The 15889-nt window shown below is 63.2% G+C and carries 12 protein-coding genes; 7 read left to right on the top strand and 5 right to left on the bottom strand.

The genetic code is table 11. The features are described 5' to 3' along the window. Positions 1–165: 165 nt before the first annotated feature. Entirely contained in the window at positions 166–1035 is an 870-nt protein-coding gene (locus ACIQUI_RS02195) for an isocitrate lyase/phosphoenolpyruvate mutase family protein (RefSeq protein ID WP_391132167.1), read from the bottom strand. A 438-nt stretch (positions 1036–1473) separates the two neighbouring features. Here ACIQUI_RS02195 and ACIQUI_RS02190 point away from each other — a divergent pair, with 438 nt between their 5' ends. Next, a complete protein-coding gene (locus ACIQUI_RS02190; RefSeq protein WP_403194605.1) occupies positions 1474–2925 on the top strand; it encodes an MDR family MFS transporter in 1452 nt (483 codons plus the stop codon). A gap of 205 nt (positions 2926–3130) precedes the next feature. Here ACIQUI_RS02190 and ttgR read toward each other — a convergent pair whose 3' ends face one another. Then, positions 3131–3763 (bottom strand): efflux transport transcriptional regulator TtgR, encoded by a 633-nt coding sequence (gene ttgR, locus ACIQUI_RS02185; protein ID WP_403194603.1) that lies wholly within the window; start codon positions 3761–3763, stop codon positions 3131–3133. A 256-nt stretch (positions 3764–4019) separates the two neighbouring features. Here ttgR and ttgA point away from each other — a divergent pair, with 256 nt between their 5' ends. From ttgA to ACIQUI_RS02155, 6 genes are all read left to right on the top strand, one after another. Further along, positions 4020–5174: a toluene efflux RND transporter periplasmic adaptor subunit TtgA gene (ttgA, locus tag ACIQUI_RS02180; protein WP_391132173.1), complete on the top strand. Its 1155-nt coding sequence runs from the start codon at positions 4020–4022 to the stop codon at positions 5172–5174. A gap of 3 nt (positions 5175–5177) precedes the next feature. Further along, on the top strand, positions 5178–8330 hold the full coding sequence (gene ttgB / locus ACIQUI_RS02175) for a multidrug efflux RND transporter permease subunit TtgB (RefSeq protein WP_403194600.1): 3153 nt from the start codon (positions 5178–5180) through the stop codon (positions 8328–8330). Beyond that, complete coding sequence (locus ACIQUI_RS02170; RefSeq protein ID WP_403194598.1) at positions 8327–9781, top strand: AdeC/AdeK/OprM family multidrug efflux complex outer membrane factor; 1455 nt, start codon at positions 8327–8329, stop codon at positions 9779–9781. The genes ttgB and ACIQUI_RS02170 overlap by 4 nt, the downstream gene beginning before the upstream one ends. Before the next feature lie 359 nt (positions 9782–10140). Then, positions 10141–11394 (top strand): OprD family porin, encoded by a 1254-nt coding sequence (locus ACIQUI_RS02165; protein WP_403194596.1) that lies wholly within the window; start codon positions 10141–10143, stop codon positions 11392–11394. A 203-nt stretch (positions 11395–11597) separates the two neighbouring features. Next, the gene (locus ACIQUI_RS02160) at positions 11598–12521 is read left to right on the top strand and encodes a LysR family transcriptional regulator (RefSeq protein ID WP_403194594.1); all 924 of its coding nucleotides are present in this window, start codon (positions 11598–11600) and stop codon (positions 12519–12521) included. Between the two features lie 186 nt (positions 12522–12707). Continuing rightward, the gene (locus ACIQUI_RS02155) at positions 12708–13220 is read left to right on the top strand and encodes a DUF962 domain-containing protein (RefSeq protein WP_403194592.1); all 513 of its coding nucleotides are present in this window, start codon (positions 12708–12710) and stop codon (positions 13218–13220) included. A gap of 105 nt (positions 13221–13325) precedes the next feature. On the opposite strand, the gene pcaC is transcribed toward ACIQUI_RS02155, so the two are convergent. Genes pcaC through ACIQUI_RS02140 form a run of 3 tightly spaced genes read right to left on the bottom strand, consistent with a single transcriptional unit; the run spans position 13326 to position 15884 of the window. Next, positions 13326–13718 (bottom strand): 4-carboxymuconolactone decarboxylase, encoded by a 393-nt coding sequence (gene pcaC / locus ACIQUI_RS02150; RefSeq protein ID WP_012273983.1) that lies wholly within the window; start codon positions 13716–13718, stop codon positions 13326–13328. A gap of 10 nt (positions 13719–13728) precedes the next feature. Beyond that, on the bottom strand, positions 13729–14520 hold the full coding sequence (pcaD, locus tag ACIQUI_RS02145) for a 3-oxoadipate enol-lactonase (RefSeq protein ID WP_403194589.1): 792 nt from the start codon (positions 14518–14520) through the stop codon (positions 13729–13731). A gap of 11 nt (positions 14521–14531) precedes the next feature. Then, positions 14532–15884: a 3-carboxy-cis,cis-muconate cycloisomerase gene (locus ACIQUI_RS02140; RefSeq protein WP_403194588.1), complete on the bottom strand. Its 1353-nt coding sequence runs from the start codon at positions 15882–15884 to the stop codon at positions 14532–14534. Between the last annotated feature and the right edge of the window lie 5 nt (positions 15885–15889).

Here is a 15889-nt window from a genome sequence, read left to right as displayed (position 1 = left end):
TTGTCATGGCCCTGACTGCTGTTGCAGGGCTGTATGGCTCAGCCTGTTGGCGCGCCGAGCTGCTACGTAGCCAGCCCAGTGCCGCCAACAGCTGCGAGCAGGCACATTGCGTGCCTCACACCGCAACCTTGAGCGCCGTCCGTTGAGTTGACGGCGCGCCGCCGGTCACTCTTCGACGCTCATGTATTCCTTGGCCCAGCGGATGTAATCCTCTGGCTGGGTGTAGGTGTGCGAGAGTTCGGTAGCACTGAGGTTTTCCGACTTGTTCTGCTGGCCACGCTGCAAGCGCAGGCAATCGTAGGTGGCTTTGATCGCGGCAAAGTAGGCCGCGTGGCCATCGACCACGATGCGCACGCCAAGGCGCGCCAGGCGCTCGTCATCGCGCAGGTTCGGGTTGCCATAGGTGACCAGCATCAGCGGTACCGTCAGGTGCTCGGCAATTTGCTCAAGCTGCTCGAAATCCTTCACGCCCACCATGCAGATGCCATCGGCACCGGCCTTCTGGTAGCTCTGGGTGCGCACGATGACTTCTTCGGTGGTGAGTACACCAGCGTTGGTGCGGGCAATGATGGCCAACGACGAATCGACCCGAGCCTCCAGCGCCGCACGAATCTTGCCAACGCCCTCTTCGACCGGTATCAGGTCGGTGGACTTGCGCCCGAACTGGGCCGGCAGCAGGGTATCTTCAATGGTCAGTGCAGACACGCCGGCGCGCTCCAGCTCGATCACCGTGCGCATTACGTTCAATGCGTTGCCATAGCCATGGTCGGCGTCAGCCAGGAACGGCAGTTGCGCTACCCGGCCAATCCGTGTGGCCTGCTCGACGAACTCGCTGAGGGTAATCAGGGCGAAATCCGGCGCGGCCAGTACCTGCAACGAAGCGACGGAGCCGCCCAGGATACCGACCTCGAAACCCAGGTCTGCGGCAATACGCGCCGACATCGGGTCGAACACCGATGCAGTGTGGTAACAGGAACCTGAAGCGAGCAGCTCTCGGAAGGCAAAACGCAGATCTTGATGGGAAGCCTTGGGCATGATCACTCCGCAAATAAGTTGAAATTTGAACGGTAACTACCGACCCCTGTAATCGGGTCTACCTGACCTGTTCCAACCGTCGCCATCTGGGCGGTCATGCTCGACATGCAGGCAGAGGAATAAAAGGTGTGGGAAACAGCGGCTCGAAAAGCCTGCGGCATACTGCTGCACCAAGCTGGTGCAGGCCGCGGGTTTCAACCCCTGTGGCATACCAACGATATCACGCAGCCATGCAGTACTGGATGAATGCGCCAATGCCGATTCGGCATAGGGGATGCAGATAGTACATAGGAAGCTACCTAACTCAGGTTACAATTCGAGGACCTCTTCGCGGGCGCGCCCGCTCCCACAGGTACAGCACGTAGCTTGATCCTGAGTCTTATCTGTGGGAGCGGGCATGCCCGCGAAGAAGCCATAACCGATAACCAAGGTATCTCCGTGACTGCCGCCCTGCCCCCCACCACCCTGCGCAACGTGCTCACCGCCCTGATGCTGGCGATCTTCCTCGGGGCACTGGACCAGACCATCGTCGCCGTCTCGCTGCCGGCAATCTCGGCCCGGTTCAACGATGTCGGCCTGCTGGCCTGGGTCATCTCCGGCTACATGGTGGCGATGACCGTGGCGGTGCCGATCTACGGCAAACTGGGCGATCTGTACGGGCGGCGCCGGATGATCCTGACCGGTATCAGCCTGTTCACCCTGGCCTCCATCGCCTGCGCCATGGCCCAGGACATGCAACAGCTGGTGCTGGCCCGTGTACTGCAGGGTATTGGCGCGGGCGGCATGGTCTCGGTCAGCCAGGCGATCATCGGCGATTTCGTACCACCGCGTGAGCGCGGCCGCTACCAGGGCTATTTCAGCAGCATGTACGCCGTGGCCAGCGTCGCCGGGCCGGTGCTGGGCGGCTGGCTGACCGAGTACCTGTCGTGGCGCTGGGTGTTCTGGATCAACCTGCCGCTAGGCCTGGTTGCCTTGTGGGCAATCCACCGTGCCCTCGGCGGCATGCCGGCGCAGCGACGCGAGGCCCAGGTGGATTACCTCGGCGCCGTGCTGCTCATCCTCGGCCTGGGCAGCTTGTTGCTGGGCATCACCCTGGTCGGTCAGGGCCACACCTGGATTGATCCTGCCGTACTGGCCCTGTTCGCCTGCGCTGTCCTGGGCCTGGCGTTGTTCATTGCACATGAGCGGCGCTGCCCGGAGCCGCTATTGCCCTTGGGGCTGTTCAGCAATCGGGTGGCGGTGCTGTGCTGGGGGGTGATCTTTTTCGCCAGCTTCCAGTCGATTTCCCTGACCATGCTCATGCCGTTGCGCTACCAGGGCATTACCGGTGCAGGCGCCGACAGCGCCGCGCTGCACCTGCTGCCGCTGGCCATGGGGCTGCCCTTGGGCGCCTTCACCGGGGGCCGCATGACCAGCCGGACCGGGCGCTACAAGCCGCAGATCCTCGCGGGTGCGTTGCTGATGCCAGCGGCCATTTTCGCCATGGCGCTGACCCCGCCACAATCCGCTTGGCTCAGCGCCCTGTTCATGCTGCTGACCGGCATTGCCTGCGGGTTGCAGTTCCCGACATCGCTGGTAGGCACGCAAAGCGCTGTAGACAGCAAGGATATTGGCGTGGCCACGAGCACCACCAACCTGTTCCGCTCGCTGGGCGGGGCCATGGGCGTAGCCTGCATGTCCAGCCTGTTGCTGGCACTGCTGCACCAGGGCGGGTTCGGATTGCTCGGTAATCCGTTGCTGGGAAGCTTGAAAGCGGGTGAGGTAGACCTGGTGACGCAAGGGCGCCTGCTGGAGACGTTCCGGCAGTTGCTGATGGGGAGTGCACTGATTGCGGTGCTCGGGCTACTGGCAGCGGTGGCATTGCCAGACCGGCAACTGCGCGGCCGCTAAGCACCTGCGCGTTTGTGTAGGAGCGGCCTTGTGTCGCGATCGGGCTGCGCAGCAGCCCCAGCAATTTTGGTACCGCTGCTGAAATCCTGGGGCTGCTGTGCAGCCCGATCGCGACACAAGGCCGCTCCTACAGGATCTGTGCCTGGCTCATTAATCCTCTGTTAATACAAAGAGGAAACACTCCCTCACAATCCTTAACAAAGTGTCATTTGCGCAGCGCCGGGCTCAAGCGCAGCATATCCAACCCGGTGTCGACCCATTTTTCGACATCACCTAGCAGATCGACACTGTCAGGCAGCAACAGCCAGCGACCGATCAGGCCATCGACATAGGCAAACATGGCCACCGCCGCGCGCTCGACATCCAGCGCTTCAGGCAACTGGCCCCGGCGAACGGCATTGGCCAACGCCAAGGTAATGCCCTTGTGGCAATCCAGCACCGCGCCCTGGCGCTGCTGGCGAATTTCACACATGTCATCGGTGAACTCGCACTTGTGATGCAGGATTTCATTGATACGCCGGGTTCGGGCATCGAGCACCAGCTCGTTGAACACTTGCAACAGCAGCTTGCGCATGCAGCCAAGCGGGTCGAGTTCGTCCTCGCTTTCACTCGCCCGCGCCAGGTGGTCATGGGTTTCGTGAAGGCTGTCGAGCAACGCCTGCACCAGCTCGGCCTTGTTGCTGAAGTGCCAGTAGATCGCCCCGCGCGTCACACCTGCCAGTTCGGCGATGTCGGCCAGGGTGGTTCGCGCAACCCCGCGCTTGTAGAAAGCCTTTTCCGCCGCCTCTATGATCTGGGCACGGGTTTCCTGGGCTTCTTCTTTGGTTCGACGGACCATGGCAGTACAACCTCATCTGGCCCGAACGCGCAGCGCGTGCGGGGAACGCTCCGGGGCGCCTCTGCAGGGTGCCTCGCGGATGAGCTAATCAAGGGCTGTGGCAGTACCCAGGTACAACCCAGCGGTATTTACAAACAACCATGAATGTAAGTATATTCCTTAGCAAGCTATTTATCCACCGGATAGCAATTTTTCCAGATCAAGACTCTTCCACTACTCTTGAGCGTCTCCCAGCTCCAGCGACCCGAGGATCCTCATGCAATTCAAGCCAGCCGTTACCGCTCTGGTTTCCGCCGTCGCCCTGGCAACCCTGCTCAGTGGCTGTAAGAAAGAAGAAGCAGCGCCTGCGGCGCAGGCTCCTCAGGTCGGCGTCGTGACCATTCAGCCCCAAGCCTTCACCCTGACCTCGGAATTGCCGGGGCGTACCAGTGCCTACCGCGTCGCCGAAGTGCGCCCGCAGGTCAACGGCATCATCCTCAAGCGCCTGTTCAAGGAAGGCAGTGAGGTCAAGGAAGGCCAGCAGCTCTACCAGATCGACCCTGCCGTATACGAAGCCACCCTGGCCAATGCCCAGGCCAACCTGCAGGCTACCCGCTCGCTGGCCGAACGCTACAAGCAGCTGATCGATGAACAGGCGGTGTCCAAGCAGGAATACGACGACGCCAATGCCAAACGATTGCAGGCCGATGCCTCGCTGAAAAGTGCACAGATCGACCTGCGCTACACCAAGGTGCTGGCACCGATCAGTGGCCGCATCGGGCGCTCTTCGTTCACCGAAGGTGCGCTGGTGAGCAATGGCCAGACCAACGCCATGGCCACTATCCAGCAACTGGACCCGATCTACGTCGACGTCACCCAGTCCACCGCCGAGCTGCTCAAACTGCGCCGTGACCTGGAAAGCGGCCAACTGCAAAAGGCTGGCGATAACGCCGCCTCGGTGCAGCTGGTACTGGAAGACGGCAGCCTGTTCAAGCAGGAAGGCCGCCTGGAGTTCTCCGAAGTTTCCGTGGACGAAACCACCGGTTCGGTCACCCTGCGCGCCCTGTTCCCCAACCCCGACCACACCCTGCTGCCAGGCATGTTCGTGCATGCGCGGCTGAAGGCCGGGGTCAACGCGAACGCCATTCTGGCCCCGCAACAAGGCGTAACCCGTGACCTCAAAGGGGCACCGACCGCACTGGTGGTCAACCAGGAGAACAAGGTCGAACTGCGCCAGCTCAAGGCCAACCGTACCCTGGGCAGCGACTGGCTGATCGAAGAAGGCCTCAACCCGGGTGACCGCCTGATCACCGAAGGGCTGCAGTACGTGCGCCCAGGTGTCGAGGTCAAGGTCAGCGAAGCCACCAACGTCAAGAAGCCGGGTAGCCCTGATCAGGCCAACGCGACGAAAGCAGACGCCAAAGCGGAGTAAACCATGTCGAAGTTCTTTATCGATCGCCCGATCTTCGCCTGGGTGATCGCCTTGGTGATCATGCTGGTCGGCGCCTTGTCGATCCTGAAGCTGCCGATCAACCAGTACCCCAGCATCGCGCCGCCGGCCATCGCCATCGCCGTGACCTACCCGGGCGCCTCGGCGCAAACCGTGCAGGACACCGTGGTTCAGGTGATCGAGCAGCAGCTCAACGGTATCGACAACCTGCGTTACGTGTCGTCGGAAAGCAACTCCGACGGCAGCATGACCATTACCGCTACCTTCGAGCAAGGCACCAACGCCGACACCGCGCAGGTACAGGTACAGAACAAGCTGAACCTGGCCACCCCGCTGCTGCCGCAAGAAGTGCAGCAGCAAGGCATCCGTGTCACCAAGGCAGTCAAGAACTTCCTGCTGGTGATCGGCCTGGTGTCCGAAGACGGCAGCATGACCAAGGACGACCTGGCCAACTACATCGTCTCCAACATGCAGGACCCGATCTCGCGCACGGCCGGTGTAGGTGACTTCCAGGTGTTTGGTGCGCAGTACGCCATGCGTATCTGGCTCGATCCGGCCAAGCTGAACAAGTTCCAGCTGACCCCGGTCGACGTCAAGACCGCCGTGGCCGCGCAGAACGTGCAGGTGTCCTCCGGCCAGCTCGGTGGCCTGCCGGCCTTGCCGGGTACCCAGCTCAACGCCACCATTATCGGCAAGACCCGCCTGCAGACTGCCGAGCAGTTCGAAAAGATCCTGCTCAAGGTCAACAATGACGGCTCGCAAGTACGCCTGGGTGACGTAGCCCAGGTCGGCCTGGGCGGTGAAAACTACGCGGTCAGCGCCCAGTTCAACGGCAAGCCGGCTTCCGGCCTTGCAGTAAAACTGGCTACTGGCGCCAACGCTCTGGACACTGCCAAGGCACTGCGCCAGACCATCGCCGACCTGGAGCCATTCTTCCCGCCTGGCGTGAAGGCTGTGTTCCCGTATGACACCACCCCGGTGGTCACCGAGTCGATCAGCGGCGTGATCCACACCCTGATCGAAGCCGTGGTCCTGGTGTTCCTGGTGATGTACCTGTTCCTGCAGAACTTCCGCGCCACCATCATCACCACCATGACCGTACCGGTGGTATTGCTGGGTACGTTCGGCATCCTTGCCGCCGCAGGCTTCAGCATCAACACCCTGACCATGTTCGCCATGGTGCTTGCCATCGGCTTGCTGGTGGACGATGCCATCGTCGTGGTGGAAAACGTCGAGCGGGTCATGTCTGAAGAAGGCTTGCCGCCCAAAGAGGCGACCAAGCGCTCGATGGAGCAGATCCAGGGCGCCCTGGTGGGTATCGCCCTGGTGCTGTCGGCGGTACTGCTGCCCATGGCCTTCTTCGGTGGTTCCACAGGTGTGATCTACCGGCAGTTCTCCATCACCATCGTCTCGGCCATGGGCCTGTCGGTGCTGGTGGCGCTTATCTTCACCCCGGCCCTGTGCGCCACCATGCTCAAGCCGCTGAAGAAGGGCGAGCACCATGTGGCCAAGCGTGGTTTCTTCGGCTGGTTCAACCGCAACTTCGACCGCAGCGTAAACGGCTACGAGCGCAGTGTCGGCACCATCCTGCGCAACAAGGTGCCGTTCCTGCTGGCCTATGCACTGATCGTGGTCGGCATGATCTGGCTGTTCGCCCGCATCCCCACCGCGTTCCTGCCGGAAGAAGACCAGGGCGTACTGTTCGCCCAGGTGCAGACGCCGGCTGGTTCGAGCGCCGAGCGCACGCAGGTGGTCGTCGACCAGATGCGTGAGTACCTGCTGAAAGAAGAAGCCGACACAGTGGCCTCGGTGTTCACCGTCAACGGCTTCAACTTCGCCGGCCGTGGCCAGAGTTCGGGCATGGCGTTCATCATGCTCAAGCCGTGGGGCGAACGCTCTGCCGAGAACAGTGTGTTCAACCTGGCCCAACGCGCCCAGCAGCACTTCTTCAGCTTCCGCGATGCAATGGTGTTCGCCTTCGCCCCGCCAGCAGTGCTCGAACTGGGTAACGCCACCGGCTTCGACGTGTTCCTGCAGGACCGCGGCGGTATCGGCCACGCGAAGTTGATGGAAGCGCGCAACCAGTTCCTGGCCAAGGCAGCACAAAGCAAAATCCTGATGGCTGTGCGCCCTAACGGCCTGAACGACGAGCCGCAGTACCAGCTGACCATTGATGACGAACGTGCCAGCGCCCTGGGCGTGACCATCGCCGACATCAACAACACCCTGTCGATTGCCCTGGGTGCCAGTTACGTCAACGACTTCATCGACCGCGGCCGGGTCAAGAAGGTGTACATCCAGGGCGAACCAAACGCGCGGATGAGCCCGGAAGACCTGCAGAAGTGGTACGTGCGCAATGGCGCTGGCGAGATGGTGCCGTTCTCCTCCTTCGCCAAGGGCGAATGGACCTACGGTTCGCCGAAGCTGTCGCGTTACAACGGTGTAGAGGCGATGGAAATCCTGGGTGCACCAGCGCCAGGCTACAGTACCGGTGAAGCCATGGCCGAAGTCGAGCGCATTGCTGGCGAACTGCCAAGCGGCGTCGGCTTCTCCTGGACCGGCATGTCCTACGAGGAAAAACTCTCCGGGTCGCAAATGCCGGCGCTGTTCGCCCTCTCGGTACTGTTCGTGTTCCTGTGCCTGGCAGCCCTGTACGAAAGCTGGTCGATCCCGATCGCCGTCGTCCTGGTCGTACCGTTGGGTATCATCGGTGCACTGATCGCCACCAGCCTGCGCGGTTTGTCCAACGACGTGTACTTCCTGGTCGGCCTGTTGACCACCATCGGCCTGGCGGCGAAGAACGCCATTCTGATCGTCGAGTTCGCCAAGGAACTGCATGAGCAAGGCCGCAGCCTGTATGACGCGGCAATCGAGGCGTGCCGCATGCGTCTGCGCCCGATCATCATGACCTCGCTGGCGTTCATCCTCGGCGTGGTACCGTTGACCATCGCCAGTGGCGCGGGCGCCGGTAGCCAGCATGCCATCGGTACCGGTGTGATCGGCGGCATGATCAGTGCGACCGTGCTGGCCATCTTCTGGGTACCCCTGTTCTTCGTCGCAGTGTCGTCGCTGTTCGGCAGCAAAGAGCCGGAAAAAGACGTCACCCCTGAAACTCCACGTTATGAGGCTGGGCAATGACCAAGTCTTTGTTGTCCCTGGCGGTAACCGCTTTCATTCTTGGCGGCTGCTCGCTGATCCCCGACTACCAGACCCCGGAATCGCCGGTGGCAGCGCAGTGGCCGCAAGGCCCTGCGTACTCGCCGACGCAGTCGGCAGACGTTGCCGCTGCCGAACAGGGCTGGCGCCAGTTCTTCCACGACCCGGCGCTGCAGCAGCTGATCCAGACGTCGCTGGTCAACAACCGCGACCTGCGCGTTGCGGCGTTGAACATCGACGCCTACCGCGCGCAATACCGCATCCAGCGCGCCGACCTGTTCCCGGCGGTTTCGGCCACCGGCAGCGGCAGCCGCCAACGGGTGCCGGCGAACATGTCGCAAACCGGTGAATCGGGCATCACCAGCCAGTACTCGGCCACCCTGGGCGTCAGCGCCTATGAGCTGGACCTGTTTGGCCGCGTGCGCAGCCTGACCGAGCAGGCGCTGGAAACCTACCTGTCCAGCGAGCAGGCACGTCGCTCCACGCAGATCGCCCTGGTGGCCAGCGTGGCCAACGCTTATTACACCTGGCAGGCCGACCAGGCGCTGTTCAAGCTGACCGAAGAAACGCTGAAGACCTACGAGGAAAGCTACAACCTCACCCGTCGCAGCAATGAAGTCGGCGTGGCTTCGGCACTGGATGTCAGCCAGGCGCGCACCGCCGTGGAAGGCGCCCGGGTCAAGTACTCGCAGTACCAGCGCCTGGTCGCCCAGGACGTCAACAGCCTGACCGTGCTGCTGGGCACCGGCATTCCGGCCGACCTGGCCAAGCCGCTGCAACTGGATGCCGACCAGCTGGCCGAAGTACCCGCCGGCCTGCCGTCGGACATCCTTCAGCGTCGCCCGGACATCCAGGAAGCGGAGCACCTGCTCAAGGCCGCCAACGCCAACATCGGCGCCGCCCGTGCAGCGTTCTTCCCCAGCATCAGCCTCACCGCCAATGCTGGCAGCCTGAGCCCCGACATGGGTCACCTGTTCGCAGGTGGCCAAGGCACCTGGCTGTTCCAGCCGCAGATCAACCTGCCGATCTTCAACGCTGGCAGCCTGAAAGCCAGCCTGGACTACTCGAAGATCCAGAAAGACATCAACGTCGCCAAGTACGAAAAAACCATCCAGACCGCCTTCCAGGAAGTCTCCGATGGCCTGGCGGCGCGCAAGACCTTCGAAGAGCAGTTGCAGGCGCAGCGCGACCTGGTGCAGGCAAACCAGGACTACTACCGCCTGGCCGAACGCCGCTACCGCATCGGTATCGACAGCAACCTGACGTTCCTCGACGCCCAGCGCAACCTGTTCAGCGCCCAGCAGTCGCTGATTACCGACCGCCTGTCGCAGTTGACCAGCGAGGTCAACCTGTACAAGGCGCTTGGTGGTGGCTGGTATGAGCAGACCGGGCAGGCCACCCAGCAGGCATCGGTGGAAGCACCGAAAGGCTGATTGAACCTGTAGCAGCATCAAGCCCACCCTCGCGGTGGGCTTTTTGTTTTTTGTTGCCAGTGCCGGCCTCTTCGCGGGTGAACCCGCTCCCACAGGTAATGCACAAGCCTTGGAACCTGTGCGGTCCTTGTGGGAGCTGGCTTGCCGGCGATAGGGCCAGTACAGACAAACTATTAACCAACTGGAACATTCCGTTCGATTATCGCCCCGTTCCGTTTGCGGCGAATTGCCTCACCCCCGCCCTAGCCCGCACCATCCCCCCACGCAACGTTGCCCAAGTTCATCAAAAAAGCCCCGCACCTGCAGGCCGCATCCTGCAGCGCACCGGCTCACCCATAAAAACAAGAGATCCACGACAGATGAGCACTTCGCACACCGCACGCCAGCTGCTGCCCGGCCTGTTGGCCATGTCCTGCGCCTTCCCCCTGTTCGCCGCAGAGGGCGGCTTCATGGAGGACGCCAAGGCCACGCTTAACCTGCGTAACTTCTACATCAACCGCAACTTCGTCGACCCGGCTCACCCGCAGGCCAAGGCCGAGGAATGGACGCAAAGTTTCATTCTCGACGCCCGCTCAGGCTTCACCCAAGGCACCGTCGGTTTCGGCGTGGACGTGTTAGGCATGTACTCGGTCAAGCTCGACGGCGGCAAAGGCACCACCAACACCCACCTGCTGCCCGTGCACGACGACGGCCGCCCGGCTGATGACTTTGGTCGCCTGGGTGTAGCGCTGAAAGCCAAGCTGTCGGAAACCGAGCTGAAAGTCGGTGAATGGATGCCAGTGTTACCCATCCTGCGCTCGGACGATGGCCGCTCGCTGCCGCAGACCTTCCGCGGTGGCCAGCTGACTTCCAGGGAGATTGCCGGCCTGACGCTGTACGCCGGCCAGTTCCGCGGCAACAGCCCGCGCAACGACGCCAGCATGGAAGACATGTCGATGAACGGCAAAGGCGCGTTCACCTCCGATCGCTTCAACTTTGGCGGCGGCGAGTACACCTTCAACGACAAGCGCACCATGATCGGCCTGTGGGATGCCCAGCTCAAGGACATCTACCGCCAGCAGTACCTGAACCTGACCCACAGCCAGCCGCTGGGCGACTGGACCCTGGGCGCCAACCTGGGCTACTTCATCGGCAAGGAAGACGGCGCAGAGCGCGCCGGCAAGCTGGACAACCGCACCGCCTCCGCCATGCTTTCGGCACGCTACCAGGGCCATACCTTCTACGTAGGCTTGCAGAAGGTCAGCGGCGACGATGCCTGGATGCGGGTCAACGGCACCAGTGGCGGTACCCTGGCCAACGACAGCTACAACTCCAGCTTCGACAATGCCAAGGAGCGCTCCTGGCAGGTGCGCCATGACTTCAACTTCGCGACCGTTGGCGTGCCCGGGCTGACCCTGATGAACCGCTACATCAAGGGTGACAACGTCACCGTGGGCAGCGTGGATGATGGCAAGGAATGGGCACGGGAGACCGAAGTGGCGTACGTGGTGCAGTCGGGTAGCTTCAAGGACCTGTCGGTGAAATGGCGCAACTCCACCATGCGCAGGGACTTCAGCACCAACGCGTTCGATGAGAACCGCCTGATCGTGAGCTACCCGCTGAATCTTCTTTGAATTCTTCGCGGGCAAGCCCGCTCCCACAGGGATTGCACCCGTCTTGAATCGTGCGCCCTACCTGTGGGAGCGGGCTTGCCCGCGAAGAGGCCAGAAGCTCTTTCAAATAACTATAAGAAATAACCAAATCAATAAACCTTCTTTGACGACATAAGCTGTAACAGCTTGAATAGGCCCCTGCCCCCCCGCCCCAGAGCCGTGACATGGACCTCCGTCAGCTGCGCTACTTCATCGCCCTCACCGAATACCGCAGTTTCGTCCGTGCCGCCGAGGCCATGGGCATCACCCAACCCGCCTTCAGCCGCGCCATCCAGAGCCTGGAACACGCCTTCGGCTGCCCGCTGGTTGACCGCGCCAGCAAAGCCCTACCGCCTACCCCCGAAGGTCTGGTGGTACTGCAACATGCCCGGCGGTTGGTTCAAGGTGCCGCGCAACTGAGCAACGAAGTGCTGCAAATGAGCAAGCTCGACGCCGGCGAGCTGCATTTTGGCAGTGGCCCGGCGCTGGCCGTGCGCCTGGTCCCCGACGCCTTGCGCCACTTCATCGAGCGCCATCCGGGCATCCGCACCTCGCTGCTGGTGGACAATGCCGAACGCCTGGGCCAGGCCCTGCGCCGTGAACAGATCGAGTTTTTCGTCGATGATATCCGCCCGTTCGAAGCCGACCCCAACTTCCACACCGAGCCCCTGTCGCCCCGCCCCGGCCTGTTCTTCTGCCGCCCGGGCCACCCGTTGCTGGCCAAGGACAGCCTGTCGACCAACGACTTGTTCAGCTACCCGCTTGCCAGTGCCCTGCTAGCCCCCGGTGTGCGCAAGCGCCTGGCCAACCTCAGTGGGCGCAGCGACTTCACCCCGCACCTGCAAACCGAACACCTGGCGGTGCTGCGCAGCGTTGTACAGGGCAGCGACGCGGTTGGCACTGCCAGCGAAGAGGCCGTGGCCGAAGACCTGGCTGCCGGCACACTGGTGCGCCTGCACTGGCGCAACCTGCCGCCGGCGCTGGAGGTGCTGAGCGTGCGTTGCGGGGTGGTCAGCCGTAGCGGTTACCGGTTGTCGCCTGCAGCGCGGGCGATGATCGACACATTGGTGGGGCTGGATATGCCGGTGCGGGCTGCTGCCATTCGCTGAGCTGATGATGGTGGTAGGTGCGGGCTATCCTGAGCTATATGGGTTGCCTGTGCTGGCCTCTTCGCGGGCTTGCCCGCTCCCACAGGATCACCACAGTTTTGAAGCTGGGTGGATTACCTGTGGGAGCGGGCATGCCCGCGAATAGGCCGGCACAGGCAAAACAACACTGAACAGGGAGGCACAACAATGAAAACCCTCGTCGACCACCTGAGCCAGTACGCCAGCTACCACCGCGACCCACGCAACATCGCCACCCACTTCGTCGGCATCCCCATGATCGTGCTGGCGGTCACCATCCTGCTCTCGCGCCCTGGCTGGGAAGTAGTCGGTATCTGGCTATCCCCTGCGCTGCTGGCAGCGGCGGCCTCGGTGTGGTTCTACCTGCGCCTGGACCTGCGCTTCGGGCTGGTGATGGGGCTGTTGCTGGGCCTGTGCCTATGGGTCGGCCAGGTGCTGGCCGTACAGACAACAACGCTATGGCTCAGCGCCGGGCTGGGGGCGTTCGTGGTGGGCTGGGTCATCCAGTTCGTCGGCCATTACTACGAAGGCCGCAAACCGGCCTTTGTCGACGATGTCAGCGGGTTGATCATCGGGCCGCTGTTCGTGGTCGCAGAAGCGGCGTTCATGCTGGGCCTGTGCCCGGGCCTGAAGCGCGCCGTCGAAGCCAACGCCGGGCCGGTGGCCGTGCGCGCCCTGTAAAAACTTACGCGGTCTCTGTGGGAGCGGGCGTGCCCGCGAACACCGGCAGCGCCGGTGCCATCTACCGCGTCGCCAGTTTCGCGGGCACGCCCGCTCCCACAACAGTCAACTGCGCGATTCTACGCCCAGCTCATCCCACACCGATTCGGCCATGTGGAAGGTGGCGTTGGCCGCCGGAATGCCGCAGTAGATCGCGCTCTGCATCAGCACTTCCTTGATCTCGTCACGGGTCACGCCGTTGTTGGCCGCCGCACGCAGGTGCAGTTTAAGCTCGTCGTTGCGGTTCATGCCGATCAGCATGGCGATGGTGATCAGGCTGCGGGTATGGCGCGGCAGGCCCGGGCGGGTCCAGATATCCCCCCAGGCGTGGCGGGTGATCATCTCCTGGAACTCGCCGTTGAAGTCGTTGAGTTTTTCCAGGCTGCGGTCCACGTGGGCATCGCCAAGTACCGCACGGCGTACTTGCATGCCGGCGTCGTAACGTTGTTTCTCGTCCATGGCGTTGTCCTCAGTGAGCCAGCAGGAAGTCGAGCACACGGCGGCTGAAGGCCTCACCGATTTCGACGTTGGACAGGTGCGCCGCCAGGAAGTCGACGTACTCAGCACCTTTGATGCCAGCCTGCATGAAGCGGCCATGCTCAGGGGTAGTCACCACATCCTCGGTACCGGCCACGATCAGCGCCGGCACCTGGATGCGGCCCAGTTGCTCCCGGTAATCGGCATCACGCACCGCGGCACAGTTGCCGGCATAGCCCTGCGGGCTGGTTTGCGCCAGCATCTGGCAAATGCGCTGGGCCTGCTCTGGCTGGGCCTGGGCAAAGTCCGGGGTGAACCAGCGGGCGATGGAGGCATCGCGCAGGTCGACCATGGCCTGCTGGCCACCTTTGAGCACGGTGTCGATACGGGTGTTCCACACCTCGTCATTGGCGATCTTGGCGGCGGTGTTGCACAGGGTCAGGCTGTGCAGGCGGGCACCGGCGTTGATGCCCAGCCACTGGCCGATCAGGCCACCCATCGACAGGCCGACGAAATGCGCTTTCTGGATGTCCAGGCCATCGAGCAGGGCCAGCACGTCGCGGCCCAGCTGTTCGATGCTGTAGGGGCCTTCGGTGACCAGCGATGCACCGTGGCCACGGGTGTCGTAGCGCAGCACCCGCAAGTGCTGGCTCCACAGCGGAATCTGGGTGTCCCACATGCCCAGGTCGGTGCCCAGCGAATTGGACAGCACCAGCACCGGGGCGTTTTCCGGGCCATCGATCTGGTAATTCAAAACGCCATCGGCCAGTTGCAAATGCGCCACAGCAGTCTCCTTCAGGCAGTGAAATGTTGATGTTCGGATACGGCCCGCGCCACCCAGACGCGGGCCTGGCCCAGATAATGGGCAGGGTCGAGCAGGCGATCGAGTTCCTCGGCAGACAGCTCGGCGCTGACCTGCGGTTCGTCACCCAGTACGGCACGCAGGTGGCGCTGCTCGGCCACCGCACGCTGGCAGCATTGCTCCAGCAAGTGGTGGGCGCGGTCGCGGCCCAGGCGCTGGGCGAGGACGATGCTCACCGCTTCGGCCAGCACCAACCCTTGGGTCAGGTCGAGGTTACGGCGCATGCGCGCTGCATCCACTTCCATGCCTTCGGCAATCACCAGGGCCTGGCGCAGCGCGCCGGAGACCAGGCAGCAGATGTCCGGCAGTGTTTCCCACTCGGCATGCCACAGGCCCAGGCTGCGCTCATGCTCCTGGGGCATGGCGGCAAACAGGGTCGACACCAGGCCAGGTACGCGGGTGGCAGCGCCAATCAGAACCGCCGCGCCCACCGGGTTACGCTTGTGCGGCATGGTGGAAGACCCCCCCTTGCCCGGCGCGGAAGGCTCGAACACCTCCCCCGCCTCGGTCTGCATCAGCAAGCTGACATCGCGGCCAAACTTGCCCAGGCTGCCGGCCACCAGGCCCAGCACCGAGGCAAACTCCACCAGGCGGTCGCGCTGGGTGTGCCAGGGCTGCTCAGGCAGGGTCAGCTTCAGTTGCTCGGCCAGGGCCTCGGCCACCGGCATCGCCTTGCTGCCCAGGGCGGCCAGGCTGCCCGAGGCGCCGCCGAACTGCAGTACCAACAGGCGCGGGCGCAGCTCCTGCAGGCGCTGCCGGTGGCGGGTCAATGCCCCCAGCACGCCGGCCAGTTTCATGCCCAGGGTCACCGGGGTGGCATGTTGCAGCCAGGTGCGGCCCACCAATGGCGTATCGGCATGCTTCAAGGCCTGCTGCGACAGGGTATTGGCCAGTTTGCCCAGGTCGGCTTCGATCAGGTCGAGGGCATCGCGCAGCTGCAGCACCAGCCCGGTGTCCATCGCGTCCTGGCTGGTGGCGCCCAGGTGCACGTAGCGCTCAGCCTCGGGCACGCCACTGGCAATCACCTTGCCCAACGCCTTCACCAACGGGATCGCCGAGTTGCCAGCAGTGGCAATGGCATTGGCCAGCGCGCCAACGTCATAGCGCTCGGCCTGGCACGCCGCCTCGATGGCAGCCACGGCGCTGTGCGGCACCAGCCCGGCAGCGGCTTCGGCACGGGCCAGCGCGGCCTCGAAATCCAGCATGCCCTGCAAGCGGCCACGGTCGGAGAAGATCTCGCGCATGGCCGGCGCGGTGAAGTAGGCGTCGAACAGTTGGTTGGTCATGCCAC

This window comes from Pseudomonas sp. NPDC090592, assembly GCF_044769185.1.
Lineage (GTDB): Bacteria > Pseudomonadota > Gammaproteobacteria > Pseudomonadales > Pseudomonadaceae > Aquipseudomonas.
Note: the sequence above shows the minus strand (reverse complement) of the source record. Positions and strands in the feature narration are given on the sequence as shown.

Coding starts and splice junctions, on each gene's coding strand:
- ACIQUI_RS02195 (WP_391132167.1), bottom strand. CDS start 1,035: ATGCCCAAGGCTTCCCATCAAGATCTGCGTTTTGCCTTCCGAGAGCTG.
- ttgR (WP_403194603.1), bottom strand. CDS start 3,763: ATGGTCCGTCGAACCAAAGAAGAAGCCCAGGAAACCCGTGCCCAGATC.
- ttgA (WP_391132173.1), top strand. CDS start 4,020: ATGCAATTCAAGCCAGCCGTTACCGCTCTGGTTTCCGCCGTCGCCCTG.
- ttgB (WP_403194600.1), top strand. CDS start 5,178: ATGTCGAAGTTCTTTATCGATCGCCCGATCTTCGCCTGGGTGATCGCC.
- ACIQUI_RS02170 (WP_403194598.1), top strand. CDS start 8,327: ATGACCAAGTCTTTGTTGTCCCTGGCGGTAACCGCTTTCATTCTTGGC.
- ACIQUI_RS02165 (WP_403194596.1), top strand. CDS start 10,141: ATGAGCACTTCGCACACCGCACGCCAGCTGCTGCCCGGCCTGTTGGCC.
- ACIQUI_RS02160 (WP_403194594.1), top strand. CDS start 11,598: ATGGACCTCCGTCAGCTGCGCTACTTCATCGCCCTCACCGAATACCGC.
- ACIQUI_RS02155 (WP_403194592.1), top strand. CDS start 12,708: ATGAAAACCCTCGTCGACCACCTGAGCCAGTACGCCAGCTACCACCGC.
- pcaC (WP_012273983.1), bottom strand. CDS start 13,718: ATGGACGAGAAACAACGTTACGACGCCGGCATGCAAGTACGCCGTGCG.
- ACIQUI_RS02140 (WP_403194588.1), bottom strand. CDS start 15,884: ATGACCAACCAACTGTTCGACGCCTACTTCACCGCGCCGGCCATGCGC.